This window comes from Comamonas sp. MYb396 (assembly GCF_037479555.1).
Lineage (GTDB): Bacteria > Pseudomonadota > Gammaproteobacteria > Burkholderiales > Burkholderiaceae_C > Comamonas.
The window spans coordinates 1-25,800 of the sequence record NZ_JBBGYU010000011.1 but is presented as its reverse complement, the minus strand read 5'-3'; the positions used below and the strand labels follow the sequence as shown (position 1 = coordinate 25,800).

Annotated in this window: 27 protein-coding genes; 11 read left to right on the top strand and 16 right to left on the bottom strand. The window is 64.4% G+C overall.

The annotated features are described in order from the left end of the window. Positions 1 to 58: 58 nt before the first annotated feature. Positions 59 to 1,174 (bottom strand): CaiB/BaiF CoA transferase family protein, encoded by a 1,116-nt coding sequence (locus WH265_RS21375; protein WP_339559593.1) that lies wholly within the window; start codon positions 1,172 to 1,174, stop codon positions 59 to 61. 45 nt (positions 1,175 to 1,219) lie between these two features. Then, positions 1,220 to 2,002, bottom strand: a complete 783-nt coding sequence (locus WH265_RS21370; RefSeq protein WP_116926261.1) for an IclR family transcriptional regulator — start codon at positions 2,000 to 2,002, stop codon at positions 1,220 to 1,222. A 143-nt stretch (positions 2,003 to 2,145) separates the two neighbouring features. On the opposite strand from WH265_RS21370, the gene WH265_RS21365 reads away from it, so the two are divergent. Beyond that, on the top strand, positions 2,146 to 2,544 hold the full coding sequence (locus WH265_RS21365) for a hypothetical protein (protein ID WP_339559592.1): 399 nt from the start codon (positions 2,146 to 2,148) through the stop codon (positions 2,542 to 2,544). Continuing rightward, positions 2,544 to 2,876, top strand: a complete 333-nt coding sequence (locus WH265_RS21360) for a YnfA family protein (protein WP_021025043.1) — start codon at positions 2,544 to 2,546, stop codon at positions 2,874 to 2,876. The genes WH265_RS21365 and WH265_RS21360 overlap by 1 nt, the downstream gene beginning before the upstream one ends. 17 nt (positions 2,877 to 2,893) lie before the next feature. On the opposite strand, the gene WH265_RS21355 is transcribed toward WH265_RS21360, so the two are convergent. The 4 genes from WH265_RS21355 to WH265_RS21340 form a co-directional block, all read right to left on the bottom strand. After that, positions 2,894 to 4,024 carry a 3-deoxy-7-phosphoheptulonate synthase gene (locus WH265_RS21355; protein WP_339559591.1) on the bottom strand — a complete coding sequence of 377 codons (1,131 nt, stop codon included), beginning with the start codon at positions 4,022 to 4,024 and terminating at the stop codon, positions 2,894 to 2,896. A gap of 73 nt (positions 4,025 to 4,097) precedes the next feature. After that, positions 4,098 to 4,415 (bottom strand): DMT family transporter, encoded by a 318-nt coding sequence (locus tag WH265_RS21350; RefSeq protein WP_027010449.1) that lies wholly within the window; start codon positions 4,413 to 4,415, stop codon positions 4,098 to 4,100. 220 nt (positions 4,416 to 4,635) lie between these two features. Then, positions 4,636 to 5,130, bottom strand: a complete 495-nt coding sequence (locus tag WH265_RS21345; protein ID WP_339559590.1) for a putative toxin-antitoxin system toxin component, PIN family — start codon at positions 5,128 to 5,130, stop codon at positions 4,636 to 4,638. Further along, entirely contained in the window at positions 5,127 to 6,404 is a 1,278-nt protein-coding gene (locus WH265_RS21340; RefSeq protein WP_312986201.1) for a THUMP domain-containing class I SAM-dependent RNA methyltransferase, read from the bottom strand. Before WH265_RS21340 ends, WH265_RS21345 begins: the two co-directional genes overlap by 4 nt. A 197-nt stretch (positions 6,405 to 6,601) precedes the next feature. Here WH265_RS21340 and WH265_RS21335 point away from each other — a divergent pair, with 197 nt between their 5' ends. Next, positions 6,602 to 7,354, top strand: a complete 753-nt coding sequence (locus WH265_RS21335) for a hypothetical protein (RefSeq protein ID WP_021025048.1) — start codon at positions 6,602 to 6,604, stop codon at positions 7,352 to 7,354. Positions 7,355 to 7,501: 147 nt separating this feature from the next. Continuing rightward, positions 7,502 to 8,416, top strand: coding sequence for an aspartyl/asparaginyl beta-hydroxylase domain-containing protein (locus WH265_RS21330; protein WP_445228566.1), 915 nt, complete (start codon positions 7,502 to 7,504; stop codon positions 8,414 to 8,416). Between the two features lie 76 nt (positions 8,417 to 8,492). Here the strand turns inward: WH265_RS21330 and WH265_RS21325 are convergent, their stop codons facing one another. The 8 genes from WH265_RS21325 to WH265_RS21290 all read right to left on the bottom strand — a co-directional run bounded on the left by WH265_RS21325 (position 8,493) and on the right by WH265_RS21290 (position 16,345). Beyond that, the gene (locus WH265_RS21325; RefSeq protein WP_339559588.1) at positions 8,493 to 10,100 is read right to left on the bottom strand and encodes an RNA polymerase factor sigma-54; all 1,608 of its coding nucleotides are present in this window, start codon (positions 10,098 to 10,100) and stop codon (positions 8,493 to 8,495) included. A 105-nt stretch (positions 10,101 to 10,205) separates the two neighbouring features. After that, positions 10,206 to 10,982 (bottom strand): LPS export ABC transporter ATP-binding protein, encoded by a 777-nt coding sequence (gene lptB, locus WH265_RS21320; protein WP_116926389.1) that lies wholly within the window; start codon positions 10,980 to 10,982, stop codon positions 10,206 to 10,208. A gap of 23 nt (positions 10,983 to 11,005) precedes the next feature. Next, on the bottom strand, positions 11,006 to 11,674 hold the full coding sequence (lptA, locus tag WH265_RS21315; protein WP_339559587.1) for a lipopolysaccharide transport periplasmic protein LptA: 669 nt from the start codon (positions 11,672 to 11,674) through the stop codon (positions 11,006 to 11,008). A gap of 110 nt (positions 11,675 to 11,784) precedes the next feature. After that, entirely contained in the window at positions 11,785 to 12,429 is a 645-nt protein-coding gene (locus WH265_RS21310) for a thiol:disulfide interchange protein DsbA/DsbL (RefSeq protein ID WP_339559586.1), read from the bottom strand. Positions 12,430 to 12,485: 56 nt separating this feature from the next. Next, the gene (locus WH265_RS21305) at positions 12,486 to 13,190 is read right to left on the bottom strand and encodes an SPOR domain-containing protein (RefSeq protein WP_021025054.1); all 705 of its coding nucleotides are present in this window, start codon (positions 13,188 to 13,190) and stop codon (positions 12,486 to 12,488) included. Positions 13,191 to 13,216: 26 nt separating this feature from the next. After that, positions 13,217 to 14,926, bottom strand: a complete 1,710-nt coding sequence (gene argS / locus WH265_RS21300; RefSeq protein WP_339559585.1) for an arginine--tRNA ligase — start codon at positions 14,924 to 14,926, stop codon at positions 13,217 to 13,219. 41 nt (positions 14,927 to 14,967) lie between these two features. Beyond that, positions 14,968 to 15,414: a DUF2214 family protein gene (locus WH265_RS21295; protein ID WP_021025056.1), complete on the bottom strand. Its 447-nt coding sequence runs from the start codon at positions 15,412 to 15,414 to the stop codon at positions 14,968 to 14,970. A 4-nt stretch (positions 15,415 to 15,418) separates the two neighbouring features. After that, positions 15,419 to 16,345, bottom strand: a complete 927-nt coding sequence (locus WH265_RS21290) for a LysR family transcriptional regulator (protein ID WP_339559584.1) — start codon at positions 16,343 to 16,345, stop codon at positions 15,419 to 15,421. Positions 16,346 to 16,513: 168 nt separating this feature from the next. Between WH265_RS21290 and WH265_RS21285 the strand changes: the two genes are divergently transcribed. Together WH265_RS21285 and WH265_RS21280 are read left to right on the top strand one after the other, a co-directional pair. Further along, a complete protein-coding gene (locus WH265_RS21285; RefSeq protein WP_339559583.1) occupies positions 16,514 to 17,764 on the top strand; it encodes a sensor histidine kinase in 1,251 nt (416 codons plus the stop codon). 96 nt (positions 17,765 to 17,860) lie between these two features. After that, positions 17,861 to 18,547 carry a response regulator transcription factor gene (locus WH265_RS21280; protein WP_021025059.1) on the top strand — a complete coding sequence of 229 codons (687 nt, stop codon included), beginning with the start codon at positions 17,861 to 17,863 and terminating at the stop codon, positions 18,545 to 18,547. Between the two features lie 83 nt (positions 18,548 to 18,630). Here the strand turns inward: WH265_RS21280 and WH265_RS21275 are convergent, their stop codons facing one another. Together WH265_RS21275 and WH265_RS21270 are read right to left on the bottom strand one after the other, a co-directional pair. Further along, positions 18,631 to 18,990 carry a hypothetical protein gene (locus WH265_RS21275; protein ID WP_027010452.1) on the bottom strand — a complete coding sequence of 120 codons (360 nt, stop codon included), beginning with the start codon at positions 18,988 to 18,990 and terminating at the stop codon, positions 18,631 to 18,633. Between the two features lie 344 nt (positions 18,991 to 19,334). Beyond that, the gene (locus WH265_RS21270) at positions 19,335 to 19,694 is read right to left on the bottom strand and encodes a hypothetical protein (protein WP_021025061.1); all 360 of its coding nucleotides are present in this window, start codon (positions 19,692 to 19,694) and stop codon (positions 19,335 to 19,337) included. A 396-nt stretch (positions 19,695 to 20,090) separates the two neighbouring features. Between WH265_RS21270 and WH265_RS21265 the strand changes: the two genes are divergently transcribed. From WH265_RS21265 to WH265_RS21245, 5 genes are all read left to right on the top strand, one after another. Next, positions 20,091 to 22,283, top strand: a complete 2,193-nt coding sequence (locus tag WH265_RS21265) for a malate synthase G (protein ID WP_339559582.1) — start codon at positions 20,091 to 20,093, stop codon at positions 22,281 to 22,283. A gap of 434 nt (positions 22,284 to 22,717) precedes the next feature. Beyond that, positions 22,718 to 23,131 (top strand): hypothetical protein, encoded by a 414-nt coding sequence (locus tag WH265_RS21260; protein WP_148293011.1) that lies wholly within the window; start codon positions 22,718 to 22,720, stop codon positions 23,129 to 23,131. Positions 23,132 to 23,248: 117 nt separating this feature from the next. After that, the gene (locus WH265_RS21255; RefSeq protein WP_021025064.1) at positions 23,249 to 23,548 is read left to right on the top strand and encodes a hypothetical protein; all 300 of its coding nucleotides are present in this window, start codon (positions 23,249 to 23,251) and stop codon (positions 23,546 to 23,548) included. Between the two features lie 165 nt (positions 23,549 to 23,713). Further along, a complete protein-coding gene (locus WH265_RS21250; protein ID WP_021025065.1) occupies positions 23,714 to 24,049 on the top strand; it encodes a hypothetical protein in 336 nt (111 codons plus the stop codon). Positions 24,050 to 24,166: 117 nt separating this feature from the next. Next, positions 24,167 to 25,800 (top strand): DUF4384 domain-containing protein (locus tag WH265_RS21245; RefSeq protein WP_339559581.1); only part of this gene is annotated, 1,634 nt, incomplete at its 3' end.

Below are 25,800 nucleotides of genomic sequence, written 5' to 3'. Positions count from 1 at the left end.
GATCTGAGCCCGGTCAGGCGCTGCCCAGGCAGGGCAGCATTGTCGCACCCCGGCGCGCTCAGCGGCGCCAGGCAGCGCTCGCATCTCCTGCCGTGACCTGCGCCAGTACGGCCTCGGTATGCGCGCCTGCGGCGCACATCGCCGGCGTGTCATAGGCCTGGCCGTCAAAGCGCGGTGCGGGCGCTGCCTGCAACACGCCGCCTTGCTCGTGGTAGACGCCACGCGCCTGCATATGCGGGTGGGCAGCCGCCTCCAAGGGGCTCAATACAGCGCCAAAGCAGACATCGCTGCCCTCGAACACCTGCTGCCAGTGCGCGCGCGACTCGGTGATAAACAGCGCCTGCAGGCGTGCACGGCGGCGCGGCCACAGCGCCTTGTCCCATTGCGACTGGGGCGCGGCAAAGTCCGGGTCCTCCGCCAGGCCCAGGGTCTGCAGCAGCAGCGCATAGAACTGCGGCTCGATGCTGCCAATGGTGATGTGCTCGCCATCGGCGCAGACATAGGTCTCGTAGAACGGTGCGCTGTCGTGGATACTCTGGCCGCGCACATCGGCCACGATGCCGCGCTGGCGGGCGCTGAGCGCCAGGTTCAGCATATGGGCGGCGCCATCGACAATGGCGGCATCCACCACGCAGCCCTTGCCGCTGCTGCGCGCCTGGATCACGCCAGCGAGCAGGCCGGTCATCAGGTAGAGCGCGCCGCCGCCGATATCGCCCACCATCGCAAACGACGACACGGGCCGAGCATCGGCCGGACTGCAGCCCCAGAGCGCACCCGAGACCGCTGCGTAGTTGTTGTCATGGCCGGCGCGCGGGGCCAGCGGGCCGGTCTGGCCCCAGCCGGTCATGCGGCCATAGACCAGCTTCGGGTTCAGCGCCTGGCATTCGGCCGGGCCCAGGCCCAGGCGCTCCATCACGCCGGGGCGCATGCCTTCGATCAGCACATCGGCCTCCTGCACCAGGGCCAGCACCAGGGCCTTGCCCTCGGGGCTTTTCAGGTCGGCAAACACCGAGCGCTTGCCCCGGTTGAGCAGGTTGCCGGTGGGGGCTGCGCCCTTTTCCTCGCGCACGATGGAGATCACATCGGCGCCCAGGTCGGCCAGGTGCATCGCGCAGAACGGGCCCGGTCCCAGGCCACCAATCTCCAGCACCTTGATGCCGTCCAATACTTTCATGCTTGTCTCCTGTGGTTGTTTTTTGCGATGCGCTGCCCGCTCGGATCAGGACAGGCTGGAGGTGCCGATCAGCCCTTCGAGCGAGCGCACCAGGGTCACCAGGCGCGGGCCGATGTCGGTCTCCAGCTCGCGGCTCTTGGGGTTGTAGGTGGGGACGGAGGCGCCAAACACCCAGCGCTCGCCATCGATGGGCTGCGACAGCGGCACGGCGATCGACAGAATCTCGCGGTGCAGGTCACCATGGCTGCGGCAAAAGCCGTGCAGGGCCAGGTCCTGGCGCGCATCGTCCAGGCGCTCGCGCAGCAGCGCAGCACGCTCGGGCGCGCGGCCATCCAGTTCGTCCAGATAGGCCTGGCGTTCGGCTTCGCTCTGGCCCAGCAGGTAGGCGCGGCCAGTGGCAGTGCGCACCAAGGACACGGCCACGCCGATCTCTGGCGTGAAGACCTTGTTGTCCATGCCATTGGCCAGCTCGGCCAGCACCAGGCGCCGGCCTTCGCCGACGGCCAGCTGGATCTGGCCGCCCATGTAGTTGGCCAGCTCCTGCATCTGCGGGCGGGCAAACTGGCGCACCGTCATGCGCGAGAGCAGCGGCGAGGCCAGGTTCAGCACGCCAATGCCCAGCACGTATTTGGACAGGCGCTCCGAATAGCGCAGCAGGCCCAGCTCGCACAGCGTCTCGGTCAGGCGGAACAAGGTCGGTTTGGGCAAACCCGTCAGGTCCATCAGCTCTTTGCCACTGAGTTCTTGCTGCTTGTTGTTAAAGCACTGCAAAATACTGACGCCGCGCACCAAGGCGCTGACCAGTTTTCCATCCGCTTCAGAATTCATATTTCAGTATATAAGTTACTTATTACGAGACTAATGTCTCAATTTATGAAATTCTAATCGGGATTGATCCGATATGGGCAGCTTGCATGCCCGCTTGCTGCCCCTAGCCGCCTACGTGGCGGTTATCTGCAACACTCCCACCGATGAGCCTGAACCAATACGGCATGCCCTCGCGCGTGCCCGCCATTGCCGAAATCGGCCGCTTGCTGGCCGAGCAGCAGCTGTCTGCCGCTGAGCAGCAGCGGGCGCTGGATCTGCTGGTGCAAGACCATGCCGATCTGGACGAGGTCGAAAGCCAGGCCGCGCTCTGGGCGATTGCCCAGCTGGGGCGCAGCGAGGCCGCATGCGCAGCGCTGCTGGCCTGCGCCGATACCTGGTTGCACAGCGCCGAGCTGGCGTCCTCGTTTTTAGATGGCTATAGCCAGGTCTGCGGCAACCGCATCGTGCCCGCTGCAGCGCCGGCCTTTGCCCAGCTGCAGCAACTGGCGCAGCACGACGCTGAACTGGCCGCCCGCCTGCCTCTGTTTGAGAAAGCCCCTTGATGTCCCTGCTGACCACCACCGCCTTGTTTGTGCTGACGGCGATTGCCGAGATTGTGGGCTGCTACCTGCCCTATCTCTGGCTCAAGGACAAGGCGCCGGCCTGGGTGCTGCTGCCAGCGGCCCTGGCGCTGCTGGCCTTTGTCTGGCTGCTGAGCCTGCACCCGACCGCATCGGGCCGGGTCTATGCCGCGTATGGCGGGGTCTATGTGACGACGGCGATTGCCTGGCTGTGGCTGGTTGACGGCATCCGCCCCAGCAGCTGGGACATCGCCGGCGTGCTGCTGTGCCTGGCCGGCATGGGCGTGATCATGCTGGGCGCGGCGCAGCGTTAACCTGCGCCTGCCTTGTTTTAGCCTTGGTTGGCAGCGCGGCGCGCCTGCACCGCTTGCGCCAGCTGGGCCAGCACCGGCACGGTCTGCTCCATGCTGATGCAGGCATCGGTGAGCGAGACGCCATAGGCCAGCGGCTGGCCTTCAACGATGTCCTGGCGGCCTTCGTGGATATGGCTCTCGATCATCACGCCGGTGATGCGGCGGTCGCCCCCTTCCACCTGCTGGGCCACATCGGCGGCCACCTCGATCTGGCGGCGGTGCTGCTTGCTGCTGTTGGCATGCGACAGGTCGATCATCACCTGCTCGTGCAGGCCGGCCTTGGCCAGCACCTCGCAGGCGGCCTGCACATCGGCCGCGCTGTAGTTGGGCTGCTTGCCGCCGCGCAGGATGATGTGGCAGTCCTGGTTGCCCCGGGTCTCGAAGATGGCGCTCTGGCCCATCTTGGTCATGCCCATGAAGGCATGCTCGGACTGCGCCGCCAAAATCGCGTCGCTCGCCACCTTGACGCCGCCATCGGTGCCGTTCTTGAAGCCCACCGGGCAGGACAGGCCGCTGGCCAGCTGGCGGTGGCTCTGGCTCTCGGTGGTGCGCGCACCAATGGCGCCCCAGCTGACCAGATCGCTGATGAACTGCGGCGACAGCAGGTCCAGAAACTCGGTGCCGGCTGGCAGGCCCAGCGCCAGAATATCGAGCAGCAGGCGGCGCGCCAGCTCCAGCCCCTCGTTGACGGCAAAGCTGCCATCGAGGTGCGGGTCGTTGATATAGCCCTTCCAGCCCACCGTCGTGCGCGGCTTTTCAAAATACACGCGCATCACCACCAGCAGGTCGTCCTTCAAAGCCTCGGCCTGCACCTTGAGCTGGCGGGCATAGTCCATTGCCAGGTCATGGTCGTGGATGGAGCAAGGGCCCACCACGACGACCAGGCGGTCGTCCTGACCATGCAGGATCTTGGAGATGGCCGCGCGGCTCGATTCCACCAGCTGGTAGGCCTCGTCGGTGATCGGCAGCCACTCCTCGAGCAGGGCGGGCGTGATCAGCGGCCGCACCACCTTGATGCGGGTGTCATCGATGCGGGTCTTGTCAACCGTGGAAAGCCGGGACGGGGACTTGCGAGGCACGGTGCCTGCAGCGGTAGAGGAATCGGTCATCCCGCTATTGTCGCAGGGCCTGCAAACACGTTCACAGGCCTAAGGCATCCCCGCTGCAGCCGCCCGCAGGCCATTAGGAAGAGGACAGCTTCATCAGTACCAGACCGCTGACGATCAGCAAGGCCGCTACCACACGCATCGGCGTCAGCGCCTCGCCCAGCACGGTGATGCCCACGATAAAGGCACCCACGGCGCCAATGCCCGTCCAGATGGTGTAGGCCGTGCCCAGCGGCAGGCTGCGCATCGCGACCGACAGCAGGCCAAAGCTGGCGATCATCGCCACCAGCGTGATCGCGCTGTATTTGATGTTAGTAAAACCATGGGACTGCTTCATCGTGAACGCCCACACCACCTCCAGCACACCGGCAACCAGCAAATACACCCAGGCCATATCGAACTCCTTGAACAAACGGAATATTGGAATGGCCAGGCCGTCCTGGCGGAGGTGCGCGCCGCTGCTGCAGCGCCATGCAGGGCCGTCCCTGCGCAATGGGTCCCATGATAGCGGCGCGCGCCCAGACGGGCCGCATAGGCCGCGCATCGCCCGCCAGGCCATGGGTGGTTGGGGCGCAACAGTTGAAGCCGCGCCCGCCCTGTGCTGGCGCGGGCGCTCAGGCCAGCGCTTGGGCCTCGGCAGGCTCCAGCTGCAGCAGGTTGCCCACGGTGGCGCCGTAGTAGGTGGCCACCCTTTTGCGCTGCTTGAGCACCGCCTTGTCCTTGCTCACCAGCAAGGCCTGGTGCTGGCTGGCCAGGTCCAGAAAATGCTGGTCGTCCGGGTCGGTGCAGCTAAAGCGGATCTTGGGCGCGGCATCGACATACTGTACGGCCGCATCGAAGGCGGCCATCACACCCTCGGGCGTCTTGCCGTAGAAGCTCACGCGCGGAGCGATCTGGCTGTAGTGCAGGACGCGTTCGAGCTCGATGCGCTGGGCCTCGTCGGCAATCCAGCGCAGCGCGCCTTGGGCCACCAGCGTGCGGATCGGCGGGATATGCGGGTCATCAAAGATCAGCATGTCGAGCACCACATTGGTGTCCAGCACCACCGGCCGGGGAAGCGGTCCGGCGTAGCCTTCATTGCACGATGGCCACTTGAGCACCACCTTCATGGTTGACCGCCTGGCGCGGGCTGCTCTCCCCGGGGCTTGAGCGCCCCCTTGATCATGTCAAAGCGGAACAAGCGGCACTCGATGGGGCCATTCCACATGGGGGTGCGGCGCGATTCCTTGAGGCGCATCTTGCCGGGCAGTTTCAGGTCAGGCGTCAGCATCCAGGCACTCCAGCCGCTGTAGTTCTTTTTCCAGTGGCTGGCCAGCTGGGTGAAGAACTCGCCGCCATCTTCGGTCTGCGCCGTCTCGCGCCCTGCGCGCTCGACATGGCCCATGCGCTCGGCCGCATTGCGGCCCGCAGAGCCCGCCGCCGCGATACGCTCGCCGTACGGCGGGTTGAGCAGCATCATGCCGGGCTGCTCGCAGGGGGGCATGCGCTGCAGCGCATCGCCGCCGCGCAGCTCGATGGTCTCGGCCACACCGGCGCGCTCGGCATTGCGCTGGGCAAAATCGACCATGCGGAACGAGATGTCCGAGCCATAGATGCCCACGGGGCTCTGGGGCAGGATCTGGCGCTCGGCCTCGTCGAGCATCGCTTCCCAGACATGGCGCTGGAAGGGCACCAGCTTTTCAAACGCAAAGCGGCGCAGGATACCGGCCGGGATCTTGCGCGCGATCTGGGCCGCTTCAATCAGCACCGTGCCGCTGCCGCAGCAGGGGTCGTAGAGCGGCTGCGGGTCGTCGCCATGCGGGTCCCAGCCGCTCGCGGCAATCATCGCCGCGGCCAGCGTTTCCTTGAGCGGGGCATCGCCCTTGTCCTCGCGCCAGCCGCGCTTGAACAGCGCCTCGCCCGAGGTGTCGATATAGATGGTGGCGCCATCGGTGGTCAGGTGCAGGTGCACGCGCACATCGGGGTGGTGCGTCTCCACACTGGGGCGCACGCCGTGGCGCCGCTCGCGGAAGCGGTCGGCAATCGCATCCTTGACGCGCAGCGCGGCAAAGTTCAGGCTGGTCAGCGGGCTGTGCTGGGAGGTGACCTCGATCTTGAAGGTCTCCTTGGGCGAGAACCAGATCTCCCAGGCCACCTCGCTGGCGGCACGGTAGAGGTCGTTCTCGTTGCGGTACATGCTGTGCGAGAGCTCGACCAGCACACGCTGGGCCAGGCGGCTGTGCAGGTTCAGCAGCAGCGCATCGCGCCACATGCCGCGCAGCATGACGCCGCCGCGCGCCACCAGGAGGTCCTGGCCGCTGGCGCCGGTGATGGCATGGACTTCGTCCGCCAAAAGGCCCTCGACGCCGGCGGCGCAGGGCAAAAACAAATGCAGTTGGTTCATAAGCAGGGGGGCAAGCATACGCGCTTGCCCCATTGTCTGCCAAGCGCACGGGAATGTGGACTGTGCCAGTGGCATTCGCCAGCCCGGCTCCCATAGCGCAGGCGTAACGGGTGGCTGGCTGCTATAGTCTGGCCCCAGAGCGGGCCGCAGCCCTCGGTGCAGCCGCCCTTCCCCTCCATCACTCAGAGAGAATGCGGATGCCCTACCTCGGAGCCGGCGTACACGTCATCATTGCACTGTTTTTTGCGGTCCACGCCGTGCGCAGCGGCCAGAACAACTACTGGCTGTTTGTGCTGCTGGCCTTCCCCTTCCTGGGCAGCGTGGTGTATTTCTTTGCCATCTACCTGCCCAATTCGCGCCTGCAGCGCCATGCCCGCAGCCTGGCGAGCAATGCCGTCAAGGCGCTGGACCCGACCCGCGAAGTGCGCGAAGCCCAGGCCGCCTACGACTACAGCCCCACCGCGCAGAACCAGATCCGCCTGGCCCAGGCCCTGCTGGCCAATGGCCAGGCCGAGCAGGCCTTTGGCCACTTCGAGGCCAGCATGAAGGGCCCGTTTGCCAACGACCTCGATATCCGTTGGGGCGCTGCGCAAGCGGCCTACCAGGCCGGCCATCCGCAGCAGGCGCTGCAGCAGCTGCGCGTGATTGCCCAGGCCGATGTGCACTTTCGGGCCGAGGCCGTGGGCCTGCTGGTGGCCAAGGCCTATGCCCAGCTGGGCGACCAGGCGATGGCACGCAAGAGCTTTGACTTTGCGCGCCAGCACTCGGGCAGCTTCGATGTGATGGCCGAGTACGCGATCTGGGCCGCAGGCCAGGGCGACTGGCAGACCGCCAACGCACTGCAGGCCGAGCTGAACAAGGCGATGACGCACTGGAGCGGCCAGCAGCGCCAGCTCAACCGCGAGATGCTGCAGCGCCTCAAGACCGCCTTTGCCGCCCAGCCCAGGTAAGCCCACCCGGCCTGCCGTTGACAAAACCGCAATAGGCCTGCTGGCAGCAGGCCATCCCACCGCCCCGCAGCCCTTGCCGCGCGCCAGTTTGCGCTTGCGCAGACCGCCGCCACAGCGCAGTCGCTAAAATCGCTGTCTATGGCAAAAATCATCGTTCTGGCCCTGGTGCTGCTTTTCTTTGGCTGCGGCCTCTACATGCACCTGCGCGGCAAGGTGCGGCACAAGCTGCTGCGCCAGCTGTTTGACCACTCCACCTTCACGGCGCCGTTCAATGTGTTCATGCTGATGTTCAGCAAGGTACCGCGCACGCCCTACCTGCCCACCAGCACCTTCCCCGACCTGGCCCCACTGCAGGCCCACTGGCGCGAGATCCGCGAAGAGGCCATCGGCCTGCACCAGGCCATGCAGATCAAGGCGGCGGCCAACAACGACGACGCGGGCTTCAACTCCTTCTTCAAGACCGGCTGGAAGCGCTTCTACCTGAAGTGGTATGGCCAGGCCCACCCGTCTGCGATGGAGCTGTGCCCCAAGACCACGGCGCTGGTGCAGTCCATCCCCGGCATCAAGGCCGCCATGTTTGCCGAGCTGCCACCCGGCGCCAAGCTCAACCTGCACCGCGATCCCTATGCCGGCTCGCTGCGCTACCACCTCGCCGTGCTGGCGCCCAATGATGACCGCTGCATGATCGAGGTCGATGGCACGCCCTACAGCTGGCGCGAGGGCGAAGGCGTGATCTTTGACGAGACCTTTATGCACTGGGCCGAGAACGGCTCCGAAGGCAACCGCATCGTGCTGTTCTGCGATGTCGAGCGCCCGATGACCAATGGCTTTGCACAGTGGCTCAACCGCTGGCTGGGCACGCATGTGGTGGCTGCTGCCAGCTCGCCCAACAACGAAGGCGATCCGCGCGGCTTCATCAGCCGCATCTTCAAGATCTCGTTCTACATGGGCCAGTACCGCCGCCGCTTCAAGGCCTGGAACAAGACCGCCTACAAGCTCACCAAGTTCGGCCTGATGCTGGCCGTACTGGCCTTGTTCATCTGGTGGCTGTGGCCGAAGTAAAACGGCGCCATCCGAAAGCAAAAACCGCAGTGCATAACGCAACTGCGGTTTTTTTATGGGCCCGGGCTGCTTGCGTTTACAGCGCCTTGCGCAGGCTGGCCGGCGGGATGCGCATCGCCTCGCGGTACTTGGCCACCGTGCGGCGCGCGCATTCAATGCCCTGGGCCTGCAGCAGATCGGCGATTTTTGCATCCGACAGCGGCTTCTTCGCGCTTTCCTCGTCCAGCAGCTGCTTGATCAGCGCCTTGACGGCCGTGCTCGACGCGCTGCCGCCTGTCTCGGTGCCCAGGCCCGAGCCAAAAAAGTACTTGAGCTCAAACGTGCCCTGCGGCGTGGCCATGTACTTGGCCGTCGTCACGCGGCTGATGGTGGATTCGTGCAGGCCCAGCTCATCGGCAATCTCGCGCAGCACCATGGGGCGCATCGCCAGCTCGCCATGCACAAAGAAATTGCGCTGGCGCTCGACGATGGCCTGCGAGACGCGCAAGATGGTGTCAAAGCGCTGCTGGATGTTCTTGATGAACCAGCGCGCCTCCTGCAGCCGCTGCTGCAGCGCGCCATGGCCTTCGCTGCCCTTGTGGCTGCGCAAGGCATTGGCGTAGACATCCTGCACGCGCAGGCGCGGCATCACCTCGGCATTGAGCTGCACGCTGAAACCGGGCACCGGCAGGCCGCGCTCATTGCTGGGTCGCACGATGACATCGGGGATGATGGTGTTGCGGTCCACATCGGCATAGGGCCGGCCGGGGCGGGGTTCGAGCTTGGCGATCAGCGCCAGCGCGCTGCGCACCGCCGCCTCGTTACAGCCGGTCAGCTGCACCAGCTTGCGCACATCACGGCGCGCCAGCAGATCAAGGGACTCCTGGCAGACCAGCAAGGCAGTCTCCAGCGCCAGCGCATCGGCCTCGGGCGTGTCCGAGCCCTCTTCATCCAAGAGGCGCTGCTGGGCCTTGATCTGCAGCTGCATGCACTCGGACAGGTTGCGCGCGCCCACACCAATCGGCTCCAGGCTTTGCAGCAAGCGCAGCGCCACGGTCAGGTGGTGCAGCAGCGCCTCGTAGCGCTCGGGGTCCGAGGCATCGCCAAAGCTTTGCGCGAGCTCGGCCAGCGTTTCTTCGAGGTAGCCGTCGTCGTTCAGCGATTCGATCAGAAAGTAGAGTGCGGCCCGGTCTTCCTGGCACAGGCGCAGCGACAAGGCCTGGCGGTGCAGCACATCCTGCAGGCTCAGGTGCTCGCTGCGCCGGTCGGACATCGGCGTCTCGTCGTCGTCATCGCCTGCGCTGGAGCGGGCGGGCAGATCGCCGCCCCACTCTTCCCAGTCCGATGCCGAATCGCCGGCAGCGGCCTCGGCATCGACGCCGGTTTCCTTGCCCGCAGCAAAATCCAGCGGCTGGTCGGAGGTTCCGGGCTCGAAATCGCTGCTGTTGTTGGTGTCGGCGCTGGCAGCAGTATCGGCAACCTTGTCGGCTGCTTCTGCAGCTTCGGCAGATTCAGCGGCTTCTTTACCGGCTTCGGCCTCGGTTGCCTCTTCGCCCTCACGCTCCAGAAACGGGTTTTCGTCGAGCATCTGCTCGACTTCCTGCGTCAGCTCCTGCGTGGACAGCTGCAACAGGCGAATCGACTGCTGCAGCTGGGGCGTCAGGGTCAGATTCTGCGATACGCGCAGCGACAGCGACGGCATCATGGCTGCGCCTTTGCAGCGGCTGCGGCAGTTGGCAACAGATCAGCCCTACCGGGCCCGCAACGCGGGTCGGTAGCTTGGCTGGCACGCCCGCCAAGGCGTGCGGTGTCACATACGGAAATGTTCACCCAGATACACCCTCCGGACCTCTGCGTTCTCCACAATCTCTTGCGGCGTCCCGGCGGCCAGCACCTTGCCATCGCTGATGATGCAGGCATGGTCACAGATACCCAGGGTTTCGCGCACATTGTGGTCGGTGATCAGCACGCCAATGCCGCGCTCCTTGAGGAAGGCGACAATGCGCTGGATCTCGATCACGGCGATGGGGTCGATGCCGGCGAAGGGCTCGTCGAGCAAGATGAAACGGGGCTGGGTGGCCAGTGCACGGGCGATCTCGACGCGGCGGCGCTCACCGCCGGACAGCGCCACCGACGGTGACTCGCGCAGGTGCTCGACCCGCAGCTCCTGCAGCAGCGCGGTGAGCTGGCGCTCGACCTCGGCGCGCGAGAGCGGCTTGCCATGCTCATCCTTTTGCAGCTCCAGCACGGCGCGCACATTGTCCTGCACGCTGAGCTTGCGAAAGATCGAGGCTTCCTGCGGCAGGTAGGACAGGCCCAGCTGCGAGCGCTGGTGGATCGGCATATTGGCCACCGACTGCCCATCGATGCGGATATCCCCGCCATCGCTGCGCACCAGGCCCACGATCATGTAGAACGAGGTGGTCTTGCCCGCGCCATTGGGGCCGAGCAAACCCACCACTTCGCCTTTGCGCACCGACAGCGATACATCCTTGACCACCTTGCGGCTGCCGTAGGACTTCTCCAGGTGCAAGACCTCCAGCTGGCTGCGGTGGTCGCTGTTGGCGACCCGGGCATTGACGGAAATGGTCGACGAGTTTTCTGCCACGGTTACTTGGCTCCGTCGTTCAGTTGGGTGCTGGGGCGCAATGGCGTCTTGTCATCGGCAGCGGGCTTGGCCGGGGCGCTGGCCTTGTCGTCCGCCTTGGCGTCGGCCTTGGGCGTCAGGATCACGCGCACGCGGTCCTTCTTGGGCGCGCCGGGCTTGGGATCGGCCGCCGCCTGGGCACCCTTTTGGCCGGAGACCGTGAAGGTGTCGCTCAGGTTGTTGTAGACGATCAGCGGGCCACTGACCTGGTCGGTCAGCGTGGTCTCGCGGTAGCGGCGCAGCTCGCCACGGCGCTCAAAGTGCACGGTGTCGTCGCGGCCGTTATAGGTGATGACCTCGCCTTCGCCTTCGACGAACTCGTCGGGCGCGCCAGGGGCGGAATCCCGCTTTTGGCGGAAGAACGCGAGCTTGCCCGGCGCAGCGGTGACCACGCCGTGCTGAAAGCCGTCGCGGTCCTGGCTCACGGTCAGCTGCGCGCCACGGATGATGATGGTGCCCTTGGTCACCACCACATTGCCCGTGAAGACACTGGTCTGCTTGAGTTCATCGTGGCGGCCATCGTCCGCCTCGATGTTCATGGGCTTGGTGCGGTCTGCACGCTCAGCGTGCGACAGCAGCGGCACGGCCAGGGCCACTGCCACCAACAAAGTGTTAAAAATACGGTGTCTCATAAGGCATGAATCTTGCTCTGCCCCATTGTAGCCATGCTGGAGCGTTGGGCCGTTTTTGGCACAAAAAAGCCCGCGCGTGCGGGCTCTGTCTAAAGCGTTGGGGAGGCCGCTCAGCCTTGTGCCGCCAGGAACTCTACCACTTGCAGCACGTTGCTCATCGAGCCGGCACGGGTGCCGTCGGTGTAGTACTTGCCCGCCACGCCCAGCGATGGAACGCCTTCGACGCCATAGGATTCTTGCAGCTGGGTGGCCTTGCGCACCTGGCCTGCGACGCTGAAGGAGTTGTAGGCTTCCTTGAACTTGGCCAGGTCCACGCCGTTCTTGTCCATCCAGGCAAAGATCTCGTCGTCCTTGTTCAGGCGCTGGCGCTCCACGTGGATCGCACGGAAAACCTTGACATGCACGTCAGGGATCAGGCCCATCGACTCCAGCGCAAAGTAGATCTTTTGCTGGGGCACAAAGGTGTTGTTGAAGGCCACGGGCACGCGGCGGATCTGCAGGTTTTTGGGGGCAGCCTTGGCCCAGGCTTCAAACTGCGGCTCAAAGGCGTTGCAGTGGGGGCAGCTGTACCAGAAGAATTCGATCACCTCGACCTTGCCAGCGGGCGCATCGGGGGTGACGGGCTTGGCCAGCTTCAGGTAGTCCTTGCCTTCCTTGAACTTGGCCTGTGCGTTGGCGCCAGTAGCGAAAGGCAGGCTCAGCGCGGAAGCGGCAGTAGCGGAAGCCGCCAAAGTGGAAAACTCACGACGTTTCATGTTTTGTTAACTCCAGTGACAAGTTGCGGTTAGGAGTGTCCTGCACCGCCAAAAGTTCAACGCTGCACGCGGACGATTTGCGCATCCACGCCGGCGCCATCGAGCTTGCCTTTGAGGCCATCGGCATCATCGCGCTTGTTGAATGGGCCCACGCGCACCCGGTATACCGTGCGGCCATTGACTTCGCGCTCGCTCACGCGCGCTTCCCAGCCCATCATCGCCAGCTTGGCGCGCTGTGCATCGCCATCGGACTGGCTGCGAAAAGCGCCGGCCTGCACAAAGTACTGGAAGCCGTCGGTGCCATCGGCACTGCGCGACTTGGCCAGATCGCCCAGCGGATCGGCGCCCTGGCCGGCCTTGGGGTCGAGCTTGGCGACCTGGGTCTTGTCCGCTGGCTTGTCGGCGGGCTTGGCTGGATCGGGCAGCACCACCTCGGGCTTGGCGGGCTTGTTTTCCACCGGCGGGGTGGCGTTGTCAGCCACGGTGCGCGGCGGCTCTGGCACCACCACGCCCTGCGCGGCCGGCGCCACAGCCGCTGGCGCTCGCGCGGGGTTCTTGCCATAGAGCGGCGAGTTCGGGTCCCAGTTCTGGTTGCGCTGCGCCTCGGCCTTGTCCTTGGCCTCGCCCTTGACGCCACCTTTGTTGACAAACGGCACCGGCACATTGGTGACGTACACGGCCACGGCCAAGGCCGCGCCCACGCCCACCAGCAGCCCCAGGATCAGGCCCAGGATGGTTCCACCACGTTGATGTCGTCGCATTGCAGTTATTACCTTTGTTCGCAAAATCACATGCGCTCTGGTGCACTCACACCCAGCACGGCCAGGCCATTGCGCAGCACCTGCGCGACCGCCGCCACGAGTGCCAGACGGGCCAGTTTGGTGGCTTCGTCATCCACCAAGATACGCTCTGCATCATAGTAGCTGTGGTAGGCCGAGGCCAGGTCACGCAGATAGAACGTAACATCGTGCGGCGCATTGCCTGCGGCGGCGTTGCTCAGCATCTCGGGGTACTGGGCCAGCATCTGCATCAGTGCCTGGGCCTGTGGGCCCTGCAGCGCGCCCAGGTCAATGCCGCTCAGCGCAGGCAGGCCAGCGCCGCCCTGCTCCTGCCAGCCGCGCAGCACCGAGCAGATGCGCGCATGGGCGTACTGCACATAGAACACCGGGTTGTCGTTGTTCTGGGCCACGGCCAGGTCGACGTCGAAGGTGTACTCGGTATCGGGCTTGCGCGAGAGCAGGAAAAAGCGCACCGCATCCTTGCTGGTCCACTCGATCAGGTCGCGCAAGGTGACATAGCTGCCGGCGCGCTTGCTGATCTTGACTTCTTCACCACCGCGCACCACGCGCACCATGGTGTGCAGCACATAGTCGGGGTAGCCCTGGGGGATGCCGACATTGACCGCCTGCAGACCGGCGCGCACGCGGGCGATGGTGCCGTGGTGGTCCGTGCCCTGGATGTTGACGGCCTTGCCGTAGCCGCGCAGGAACTTCTGCGTGTGGTAGGCCACATCGGGCAGGAAGTAGGTGTAGGTGCCATCGGACTTGCGCATCACGCGGTCCTTGTCGTCCCCGAAATCAGTGGTGCGCAGCCACAGCGCGCCATCCTGCTCATAGGTGTGGCCGCTGGCGATCAGGCGCTTGACGGTCTCTTCCACATGGCCGTTCTGGTACAGGCTCGACTCGAGGTAGTACTCGTCAAACTTGAGGTTGAAGGCCTGCAGGTCCTTGTCCTGCTCGTTGCGCAGGTAGGCCACCGCAAAGTTGCGGATGTTGTCGTAGTCCTCGACATCGCCATTGGCGGTGAACGCGCGGTCGTCGGCCTCGATGGTCTGCTTGGCGAGGAAGGCCTGGGCAATATCGCCGATGTAGTCGCCGTTGTAGAAGTTCTTGGCCAGCGGGTTCTCGCTGTCGGTGGGCCAGCAGTCGTCACCGGGCTTGAAGCCCTTGGCACGCAGCTGGGTGCTCTTGGTCAGGGTATCGATCTGCACGCCCGCGTCGTTGTAGTAGAACTCGCGGTGCACGCTCCAGCCCTGGCTGCCGTAGAGGTTGCAGATCGCATCGCCCAGCGCGGCCTGGCGGCCGTGGCCCACGTGCAGCGGACCAGTGGGGTTGGCCGAGACAAACTCGACGATGATCTTTTCATCGCGCTGGGGCTGCATGCCAAAGCGCTCGCCCTGGGCCAGCACTTCCTGCACCACCTGCTGCTTGGCAGCGGGCTTGAGGCGCAGGTTCAAAAAGCCGGGGCCGGCGATCTCGACCGCTTCCACCCATTGCGCAAAGGCGGGCGCTGCCTCCAGTGCGGCCTTGAGCTGCTCGCCCAGTGCGCGGGGGTTGGCCTTGAGCGGCTTGGCCAGCTGCATCGCGGCGGTCACGGCATAGTCGCCGTGGGCGGCCACCTTGGGCGTTTCAAAGGCCGCACGGCTACCTGCGCCAGGCGACAATTTCTCGAGCTCGGCAGCAAGCACTGCGAGCAAATCTTTTTTGACTTGCAACATATTTGAAACTTAGACGAAGCAGTTACCAGCGCCAGGCCGGTTTACCAGCCCCGGGCATAAAACACGGCGACGGCGGCGATCACGGGAATCAGATGGGCTTGCCACATGACCCATTTACGCGTGGCGCGCACCTCGGCGTCCCCGGGCAAAGCGCCATTGTCGCGCAATTGCCGTAACCAGCGGCGGAACACGGCTGTCGGCTTGAAGGACAGCACCACGCCGACGACGACCAAGGTCATCTTCAGGTGAAACAGCGGCTGGCTGACATACCAGGTCACGCCCTTGGCGCCCAGAAACAGGCGCAGCAGGCCGGTGGCCAGCACCGCCAGCGCGGCAAAGGCGTAGATCAGATCGAGGCGCGCCAGGCGCTGCACCACAGCCCCATTCATCCACTCGGCGCGGCACAGCGCCGCCTCGCTGGAGAGAAAAACCACCATGGTCAACAAGGCCAGCAGGTGCAGGCAGGCCAGAACAGCTTCCAAAGTCATCGTGTTACTCCATCTTTTTCCAGAAATCGGCTCGTTCGTAGTGCTGCTTGACGAAATCGATCCACAAGCGCACCCGCAGCGGCAGGTGCTTGCGCTGCTGGAACATCACATAGATGCCGTTGGGCGGCGCGGCAAAGTTCTCCAGCACCTCGACCAGGCGGCCGGCGGCAATCTCGGACTCGACCTCCCAGGTGCTGCGCCAGGCAATGCCCCAGCCTTGCTGGCACCAGTCGTGCAGCACCTGGCCGTCCGAGCAATCGAGCGGGCCGCCGGGCTTGAGGTAGACCACCTCGCTGGCGCCAGTGGCTGCCGGCATGCGAAACGCCCAGCCCCGCGTCTGCGAGGCCTCGCTCGACAAGGTCAGGCAGTCATGCTGGCTCAGCTCGCTGGGGTGGCGCGGAATGCCCCGGCGGCGCAGGTACTCGGGCGTGGCCACGCACAGGCGCCGGTTGTCCGCCACGCGCACGCTCACCAGCGAGGAATCGGGCAGGTCGCCCACGCGGATCGCGCAGTCATAGCCCTCACCGGCCAGGTCGACCAGGCGGTCGCTCAGGTTCAGCGAGATCGTCACGTCGGGGTGGCGCGCATGGTAGAGCGGCAGCAGCGGCGCCACATGGCGGCGCCCAAAGCCGGCCGGCGCGGTCACGCGCAGATGGCCTGTGGCCTTGATGCCGCCGGCGCTGACGCTGGCCTCGACACTGGCCAGCTCGGCCAGCAGGCGCTGGCAGTCTTCCAGAAAGGCCGCGCCCTCGTAGGTCAGGGTGAGCTTGCGGGTGGTGCGCACCAGCAGCTTGACACCCAGGCGCTCCTCCAGCGCATCGAGCCGGCGGCCCATGATGGCCGGGGCCACGCCTTCGGCCTTGGCAGCGGCCGTGAGGCTGCCGCGCGAGGCGATGGCGACAAATGATTCGAGCTGCTTGAGGCGATCCATACCAGACAGAACACAGAAAATACGCAAAGCCCGCTGGCCGCCGCTTGTGCGACGCGCTGGCAGGGCCACAGCCTATTATCATCGGGGCTCCGGCCTGGCGGGCGCATGAAAGCGCACATCCCGCTGCGACATCATTGACAGCCGCTCTTTTCCTGCGCCCCCGCTCCTATGCCGCCAGCTTCAACGCCGCCCACCAGCACCCCCTCCAGCGCCGACGCCCTCTGGTACGCCCCCGCCCAGCTGCTGCGCCTGTTTGGCAGCAGCCCCGTTGCCATGGCCTACTGGGGCCGTGACCAGCGCCTGCGCCTGGCCACACCGCAGTGGTGCGAATGGTTTGGCGTGCCCACCACCGGCATCGTCGGCCAACTGCTCGACGAAGCGCTGCCGCCCGACTTTGCCCAGCAGCACCACGACGCGTTGCAGGCCGCCGCCCAGGGCCTGCGCCAGCAGTTCGACACGCGCAAGACCGATGCCCATGGCCATGTCGCCTGGCGCCGCATCAGCCTCTCACCCCACCTCTGGCCCGGGCCGGCAGGCAACAAAACCGCCCAGGGCGTGCTGATGCTGATGCAGGACTGCAGCGCCGAATACGCCAACGCGGCGCAAACCGACGACCTGCGCGCGCAGCTGGCCTCCCTCTCGTCCACCGATCTGGAGCGCACCGAAGAGAAAAGCGAGCTGCTCAAGCTGCGCACCTTGCTGGACTGGCGCACCGCCATGCTCACCGAGCACAGCGAAATGCTGCAGCTGCTCTCGCATGAGATCCGCCAGCCGCTCAACAACGCTTCGGCCGCAATGCAGGCCACCATGTCGGCCATTGCCGAGCTGCAGCTGAGCCAGACCACCCCGGCCACCAAGGCCTTGCTGCGCGCCGAGCATGTGCTCCAGCAGGTCATCGGCACCCTGGACAACACCTTGGCGGCCGGCACCATTCTTGCCGTGGGCGGGCGCGCTGGCGCCTCGTCCGATACCGACCTGCCGACCCTCGTCAACCTGGTGCTGCACGACATCGCTGCCGATGCCCGCCCGCGCATCCAGGTGGTCTGGGATGCCGAGGCGCGCACGGTGCAGCTGCACCCGGCGCTGATGCGGCTGACCATCCGCAACCTGCTCAACAATGCGCTCAACTACGCCCCGGCTGACAGCCCGGTGCTGCTGCGCCTGGCCGATTCGGACGACCCGTTGGCGCTGATCATCGAGGTGATCGACGAAGGCCCGGGCATCCCCGACAGCCTGCGCCCGCGCCTGTTCGAGAAAGGCACGCGCGGCACCGAACACCGCCACCGGGCGGGCGCGGGCCTGGGTCTGTTCATCGTGCGCTCGGTGGTGCAGTTGCACCAGGGCACCGTGCAGGCCTTGCCGCGCCAGCCAAACGGCACCATCATGCGCATGGAGTTGCCCCAAGGGCTGGACGATTAGCCAGCCACGCGATGGCCACCGGCCGCTTGCCCCTGCAGAAGCTGGCACCGCGCTTCTCAGGACTTTTCACCGACTGCACCATTTCACGGAACCACCATGCTCCCCGCCACGCTCGCCCTGGTCGACGACGACCCCGAATACAGCGAATTTCTGGCCCAGCACTTGCGCAACCAGGGCGTTCAGGTACAGGTTTACAACGACAGCAGCGACCTGCTGGCCGACATCGAGCCCTACCGTTTTGACTTCTATGTGCTGGACCTGATGCTGCCCGGCGTCAACGGCACCGAGCTGCTGCGCATTCTGCGCAAGCGCAACCAGGCGGGCGTGCTGATCGTCTCGGGCCGGCTGGGCCCCGAGGTGTTTGCCGAGGTCATCAATGCCGGCGCCGACATGTACCTGACCAAGCCGGTGACCTTCGAGCAGGTGGAGCTGGCCGTGCGCGCCGTGCACCGCCGCATCATGACCACCGCCCAGGTCGCCACGGCCTGGAAGCTCGACAGCCACCGCAGCCTGCTGCTGACCCCCGATGGCCAGAGCGTGGATCTGAGCCCCACCGACCTGATGCTGATGCAGTGTTTTCTAAAAGCCCAGGGCGCCGTCGTGGGCCGCGACCAGATCCGTGAGCTGCTGGGCTACCCGACGGCCAGCGACTCCGACAACAGCCTGCACGCCACCATCTACCGCCTGCGCCGCCGCATCGAAAAGGCCACGCCGCTGGCGGTGCCGCTGCAATCGCAGCAAAAAGTGGGCTACCAGTTCCGCGCGCCGCTGGTCTCGGCCTAGCCTGCGCAGCACGGGCGCTGCAAAAGCCAACGGGCCCATCGGGGCCCGTTGTGCGGTGGCGGCCAACGCCGCTTAGCGTGTATTTACATGCTCATGTTCGACTCGACATCGGCCACCTTACGGCGGGCCAGCGCCAGGTTGGAGCGGGCCTTGTCCAGCACGTAGTAGACGAAGATGCCAGCCAGCTTCTGCGATGGGCGGATGAGGTGGTACTGCTTGCCCAAGGTGATGAGGATGTCGTCGATGTTGTCGTTCAGGCCCAGGGCCTTCATCGTCTTCATCTTGGCGCGCACCACTTCGGTGTTGCCAGCCGCTGCCAGCTCCATGTCCACACCGCTGCCGATGCTGCCCAGCATCATGCCGCTGCTGTAGTCCACCACGGCAGCGCACAGCGCGCCGTCCATCGTCATCAAGTCGCTCAAGCTGTCGTTCAGATTTGCCATGTCGATCTCCAATCCATGTGATCTATATCAAGCACTACCACCTTATTAAGGTATAGATGATTCTAATAAGTCACTTCTGATCAGAGCAATCATTCTCTGCATGCGGCTGTCACCCAGGCAGGTGCAGCCGGCGCAGGAATCTGACATTTGGATAGCAGCCGCGCATGGGCTGGCTTGTGCCCGCCTGCAAAAACAGCGGGCAGCAGCGCAGCCCGCAACTCGTAACAAAGCGTATGTTATTTGCGACGCGGCGGCGCCATGGTGGTACGCCAGGTAACAACCATGGCCGCTCAGCAGCGCTGGCGCGGCCTAGCGCGGCCGGCCTAGCGCGGCGCGGCCCACCCTTACATGGTCATCGCGCTTTCGACGTCGGTCACCTTGCGGCGTGCGAGCGCCAGGTTGGCGCGCTTGTTGTCGAGCACGTAGTACACAAAGATGCCGGCCAGGCGCGAGCAAGGACGGATGATGTGGTACTGCTTGCCCAGGGTGATGAGGATGTCGTCGATGTTCTCGTTCAGGCCCAGGGCCTTGATGGTCTTCATCTTGGCGCGCACCACTTCGGTGTTACCGGCAGCTGCCAGTTCCATGTCCACGCCGGTGCCGGCGCTGGCCAGCATCATGCCGCTGTTGTAGTCGACAACCGCTGCGCACAGAGCGCCTTCCAGAGACATCAGATCATTCAAGCTGTCGGTCAAATTCGCCATGGAAACACTCCTGAAAAGCGAAGGCGCGTGGAAAATTATCGCCTCCTGATGAAAATGATTGTATCTGATCATTTCTGATTTTCATCAAGCTTTGCGCGCTTTTTCTGATCGCTTGCTACTTTTGGGCAACAGCTGTGCTAGGGCGCTGCAGCGAGCCAGCGCTTACGCCGGCAACGGTCCTGACAGAGGCTTGATATATAAATACGCTGGATCGGATCATTCAAACCATCACATCCACACCCACCTAACGAGGCGTTGGCAGTCGTTGATTACCTCCATAAAAGTCATATATCAAAGTGTTTTTAATGGATTGATTGCCATGGTGGGTATGGAATAAAGTGTGCTGATGGGTGCTCCCGCGCACCTGCAGTTGTTAAGTATTGAAAGGTAGACACCATGACTGAACGCACCACCGTCCACGGCCTGCAAGTGGCCCAGGTTCTGTATGACTTTGTGAACACCCAGGTGCTGCCAGGCACGGGCGTGGAGCCCGCTGCGTTCTGGCAAGGTTTTGATGCCATCGTCTCTGACCTGGCGCCCAAGAACGCGGCCCTGCTGGCCGAGCGCGACCGCCTGCAGGCCGAGCTGGACAGCTGGCACAAGGCCCACCCCGGCCCCATCACCGACATGCCGGCCTACCGCCAGTTTCTGACGCAGATCGGCTACCTGGTCGAGCAACCCAAGGAAGTGAAGGCCAGCACCGAGAACGTGGACTCCGAGCTGGCCGTGCAAGCCGGCCCCCAGCTGGTGGTGCCCATTCTCAATGCCCGCTATGCACTGAACGCCGCCAACGCCCGTTGGGGTTCGCTGTATGACGCGCTCTACGGCACCGATGCCATCAGCGAAGACGGTGGCGCAGAAAAGGGCAAGGGCTACAACCCGGTGCGCGGCGCCAAGGTGGTCGCCTATGCCCGCCAGTTCCTGGACCAGGCCGCGCCACTGGCCCAAGGCTCGCATGCCGATGCCACCGGCTACGCTGTTGAAGGCGGCCAGTTGGCCGTCTCCCTGAAGGACGGCAGCAAGAGCGGCTTGAAGGACGCCGCCAAGTTTGTCGGCTACCAAGGTGATGCGGCCGCACCCCAATCGGTGCTGCTGAAGAACCATGGCATCCATATCGACATCATCATCAACAAGGCCACGCCCATCGGCAGCAGCGATGCCGCCGGCGTCTCCGACGTGGTGGTGGAAGCGGCGCTGTCGACGATTCTCGATCTGGAAGACTCGGTGGCGGCGGTGGATGCCGAAGACAAGGTCAACGGCTATGCCAACTGGCTGGGCATTCTCAAGGGCAGCCTGACCGAGTCCTTCGACAAGGGCGGCAAGACGGTAACCCGGGGCCTGAACGCCGACCGCGAGTACACGGGCGCCAATGGCGACCGCCTCAAGCTCCATGGCCGCTCGCTGATGTTCCTGCGCAATGTCGGCCACCTGATGACCAACCCGGCCATCCTCTGGGGTGCCAACAAGCAAGAGATTCCCGAAGGCATCATGGATGCGGTGGTGACCACGGCGATTGCCATGCACGACCTGCAGGGCAAGGGCGCCCAGGGCATCCGCAACAGCCGCACCGGCAGTGTCTATATCGTCAAGCCCAAGATGCACGGCCCGGCCGAAGCGGCCTTTGCCAACGAGCTGTTTGGCCGCGTCGAGCAGATGCTGGGGCTGCCCGCCAACACCGTCAAGCTCGGCATCATGGACGAAGAGCGCCGCACCACGGTGAACCTGAAGGCCGCCATTGCCGCAGCGCCTGCACGTGTGGCCTTCATCAACACCGGCTTCCTGGACCGCACCGGCGATGAAATGCACACCGCCATGTACGCCGGCCCCATGGTGCGCAAGGCCGACATGAAGACCTGCGCCTGGCTGCCCGCCTATGAGAAGAGCAATGTGCTCGTGGGCCTGACCATGGGCCTGCGTGGCCGCGCCCAGATCGGCAAGGGCATGTGGGCCATGCCCGACCTGATGAAGGCCATGCTCGAGCAAAAGATTGCCCAGCCCAAGGCCGGCGCCAACACCGCCTGGGTGCCCTCGCCCACCGGCGCCACCCTGCATGCGCTGCATTACCACCAGGTCAATGTGGCCGAGGTGCAAAAGGAGCTGGAAAAGACCAGCGCCGATGCCGAGCGCGACAACCTGCTCAATGCCATCTTGCAGGTGCCCGTGGCCGCCAACCCGAACTGGAGCGATGCCGACAAGCAGCAGGAAGTGGACAACAACGTCCAGGGCATCCTGGGCTATGTGGTGCGCTGGATCGACCAGGGCGTAGGCTGCTCCAAGGTGCCCGACATCCACAACGTGGGCCTGATGGAAGACCGCGCCACCCTGCGCATCTCCAGCCAGCACATCGCCAACTGGCTGCAGCACGGCATCGTGACCGAGGCGATGGTGCGCGACAGCTTTGCCCGCATGGCCAAGGTGGTCGATGGCCAGAACGCTGGCGATGCGGCTTACAAGAGCCTGGTGGCCAACCCGCAGGGCACCGCCTTCCAGGCCGCGCTGGACCTGGTGTTCAAGGGCAAGGAGCAGCCCTCGGGTTACACCGAGCCATTGCTGCACGCCTGGCGCCTGAAGGTCAAGGCCGGCGCCTGAATAGAGCTTGTGGCGCTCAGCGCCAGCGCCCAAGGTGCACCCTAGGGTAAACACCAAGAGCAGCCCCCTGGGGCTGCTTTTTTTATAGCAACTCAGCTAATCCTCTTCTAAGCCTGCCCAGTTGGAGCAGGCTTTTTTTACGTATTCGTAAAAACAAAGCTCAAAAGTAAAGCGAGTTGCCAATTTGCAGATCTTTGTAAAGAAATTGCCTACGCATCGATTCAGTTTATAGCCTCATATGTAATTCACTTGTTACCTGCATATTTGTTTTCTATAGGCAGTTTCAAAAAACAAAATCTGATTGCTACTAGATATTTCTTATGTCATGAAATATTCATGAATCACCCGGTTTCAACTCGTCATTTCTCCGTGCCGGACTGCAGTTAAAAACACGCCTTAGCAAGTTTTCGTCTATCGGCAAGGAGCTATTGACCATGGGCCATCAATCCATTACAGGCGCCAAGCAGGCATTCATCCAGGCACTGGCAAAACAGCGGCATCTGCTGCTGTGCGCAGGCCTGGGGCTGAGCGCCTCGGTATTCGCCCAAAACAACCAGCAGGTGGTGGTCAATGGCGGCATCGTCAATATCTCCGGCCCAGCGGCCCAGGCGGTGATGAATATCTCGTCAAACAAGAACATTCGCCAGATCCGCGGCAACAACCAGGTGACCTCGGTCAATGGCGTGGTCGCGAACATGGCCAGTTTCGGGGCCTATAGCGAATTGAATATTGCGTCGCGCAATGGCGGTGTTGGCAGTGGCAGCCAGGTGGTTTCCGTCGGTGGCCCCGTGGTCAACCAGGCCACCGGCACCGGCATGCGCAGCGTAGTGAACATTGGCGGACGGTAGCAGGGCGCCCTGCGGCCGCACGCCGATGAACGGTTCGGTTTCTCCGACAGGGGAGCTGACTGCAGAGGTGCATCACAAGGATGTGCACCATATTCTTTCAGTAACGAGGAGATTTTTATGAAGAAGTTTTTCGCAATTCTGGTGTCGGTTTCGGCTATCGCCATGTCTGCCCAGGCAGAAGTGAAGATCAAAGGCAACAACGACCAGAAGGTCACCGTGAAAAACGGCGCTGTCGCCAATATGGCCATTGGCGCTGGTGCCACTGCCACGCAAAACCTGGCCTCCAACAAGGGCAACGTCAATATCGGCGGCAATAACAAGCAGGAAGTCTCGGTCACCAATGGTGCCGTGGCCAATATGGCGATCGGCGCGATGACCAAGGCCGAGCAAAACCTCGCATCCAACGACGGCAAGTAATCCCCATCCCTTCATCCCGCTGGCCGCCGAATGCGTCTGGAGACCATTTGCTGGCCGGCCCCTATCAAAAAGATCTTCTGCAGAGCATTCGTCAGCGCTATAGGATGCGGCCGCATTTCTTAGCCTGCCGACCGCTGTGCAGAGGGTCCCTCCAGGAGACTGCGCATGAAAGCCAGCTATGCCGGGGTATGGGTTCTCGCCCTGTTGTGCGCCGCCGCGCAGGCGCAGCAAAAGCCACCCGCAGGCCGCACCGGGCTCGACCCGGCCTCACGCAACAAGGTGAGCAACGCCATGGCCCGCAACTACCTGACGGAGCAGGACTCCAGATCCGCCATCGAGCGTGAAATGGTCACCGGCCCCTCGGGCAAGAACTGCAATACCAATGTGGGTGCCGCCCCCCAGATCAACGAAGGCACGGCCGGTATCGGTAACCGCTATGGGGCGGGCAATGCCGACCAGGTGACCGTCGTACGTGGCTCCGTCATCAATATCTGCAAATAAACACGATGGCTTCTGCGCCAGAGTCTGAGACCTCTGCGCAGCTACCCCGGGACGAGGGAGCCCGGCAGGACGCTGACCCCAGCGGCAGCCCCACCATCGCCATAACGAACAACCACCATGCATCTTTCATCGATTCGCCGCCTGGCGCTTGCGCCCTGCGTGCTGGCCTTGTCTGCCTGCAGCATCCAGCCCACCTTGTCCGACCGCAAGGACATCATTGAAAAGGGCATCACCGAGCAGTCGCCGCTGGTCACGCCCACCAAATCCGCATCGGCGATGCGCGAAGGCCTGGCCTGCATGGACCGCATGCTGGCGGCCGAGCAGGTGCCCTCGACCCTGGTGGCGGTCAAGAGCATCCCCGATCCCTCGGGCCTCTTTTCCACCGGCACCAAGGAGATGGTGATCACGGCGCTGTCGCGCATGTCGCGCACCAGCCAGGCCTTCCGCGTGGTGGACTATGAGGTCGATGCGCTCAAGCAGGACACCGTGCAGACGATGACCAGCCTGCTGCTCAACAACGGCCAGATCGAGCTGCGCAAGCCGCAGATCTATGTCTCGGGCGCCATCAGCTTTGGCGACAAGACGGTGGTCTCCAAGCGCAGCAGCCTGGGCGTCTCCACCGCCAATACCGACACCGGCTACAGCTGGGACTTGCTGGGCACGGTCGTGGGGCTCGACCTGCATCTGGGCGACATGAACTCCCGCACGCTCTACCCCGGTCTGGATTCGGCCAACGAGCTGGTCGTCGCCACCGGCGGCCGCTCGGTCGAGATCGGCGGGCGCGCCACCGGCCTGCCCAAGCACATCTACCGCCTGGGCGTGCAGTACGAAGTGGCTGCCGATGTGAACCAGGGCGCAGGCGCGGCCGTGCGCCTGCTGGTCGACCTGGCCACCATCGAGCTGGTGGGCAAATGGGCCAAGGTGCCGTACTGGGAATGCATCGACTACGAGCAGAACCACCCCGAATTCAAACGCCAGATGCGCACCTGGTTTGACGAGCAAGGCGCGGCCGACCGCATCACCCTGGCCCAGCGCGTGCTGCAGGCCGAAGGCGCCTGGAGCGGCCCCATCGATGGCAACGACTCCACCGCGCTGCGCAATGCGCTGGCGCTCTACCAGGCATCGCTGGACCTGACCCCGGTTGGCGTCGTCAACTTCGAGACCTATATGGGCCTGCTGCGCCTGTATGCCGGCATGTCGGCCGATGACAAAATCGCCTCCAGCTACTCGCCGCAAAGCGACGAGCTGAAGCCGCGCCCGCATGGCCTGCCGGACAACGAGCCGACCACCGACGCGTTGGCGCTGTCCTTGCTCGGCCACAAGGAGCTGGCATCGCAGCTGCCCATCGGCACCTCGGTGGTGCTGCGCGTGGCACCGGCCCGTACCGGCTTCCTCTACTGCTACTACCAGGATGCCGCCCAGGTGGTCACCCAGGTCTATCCCAACCCGCAGCAGCAGGCGGTGGTGGCCCAGGGTCGCATCGGCCTGATGGTGCCCGATGTGTCGCAGGCCAACTCCTTCCTGATCGAGACCGCCCGCCCCGGCGTGGAGCAGGTGTACTGCGCCCAGACCACCAAGCCGCTGACCGGCCGCGTGCCGGTGGCCCTGACCCAGGCCCAGCTCGCGCCGATCGAGGGCCTGACCACAATCGAAGCCGTGCAGCAGCAGATTGCTGCGCAGACCGGCGTCATCGCCCAGTCGCAGCTGCGCTGGGAAGTGGAAGGCCCCGTGGCCGCTGTTCCCGCCCAACC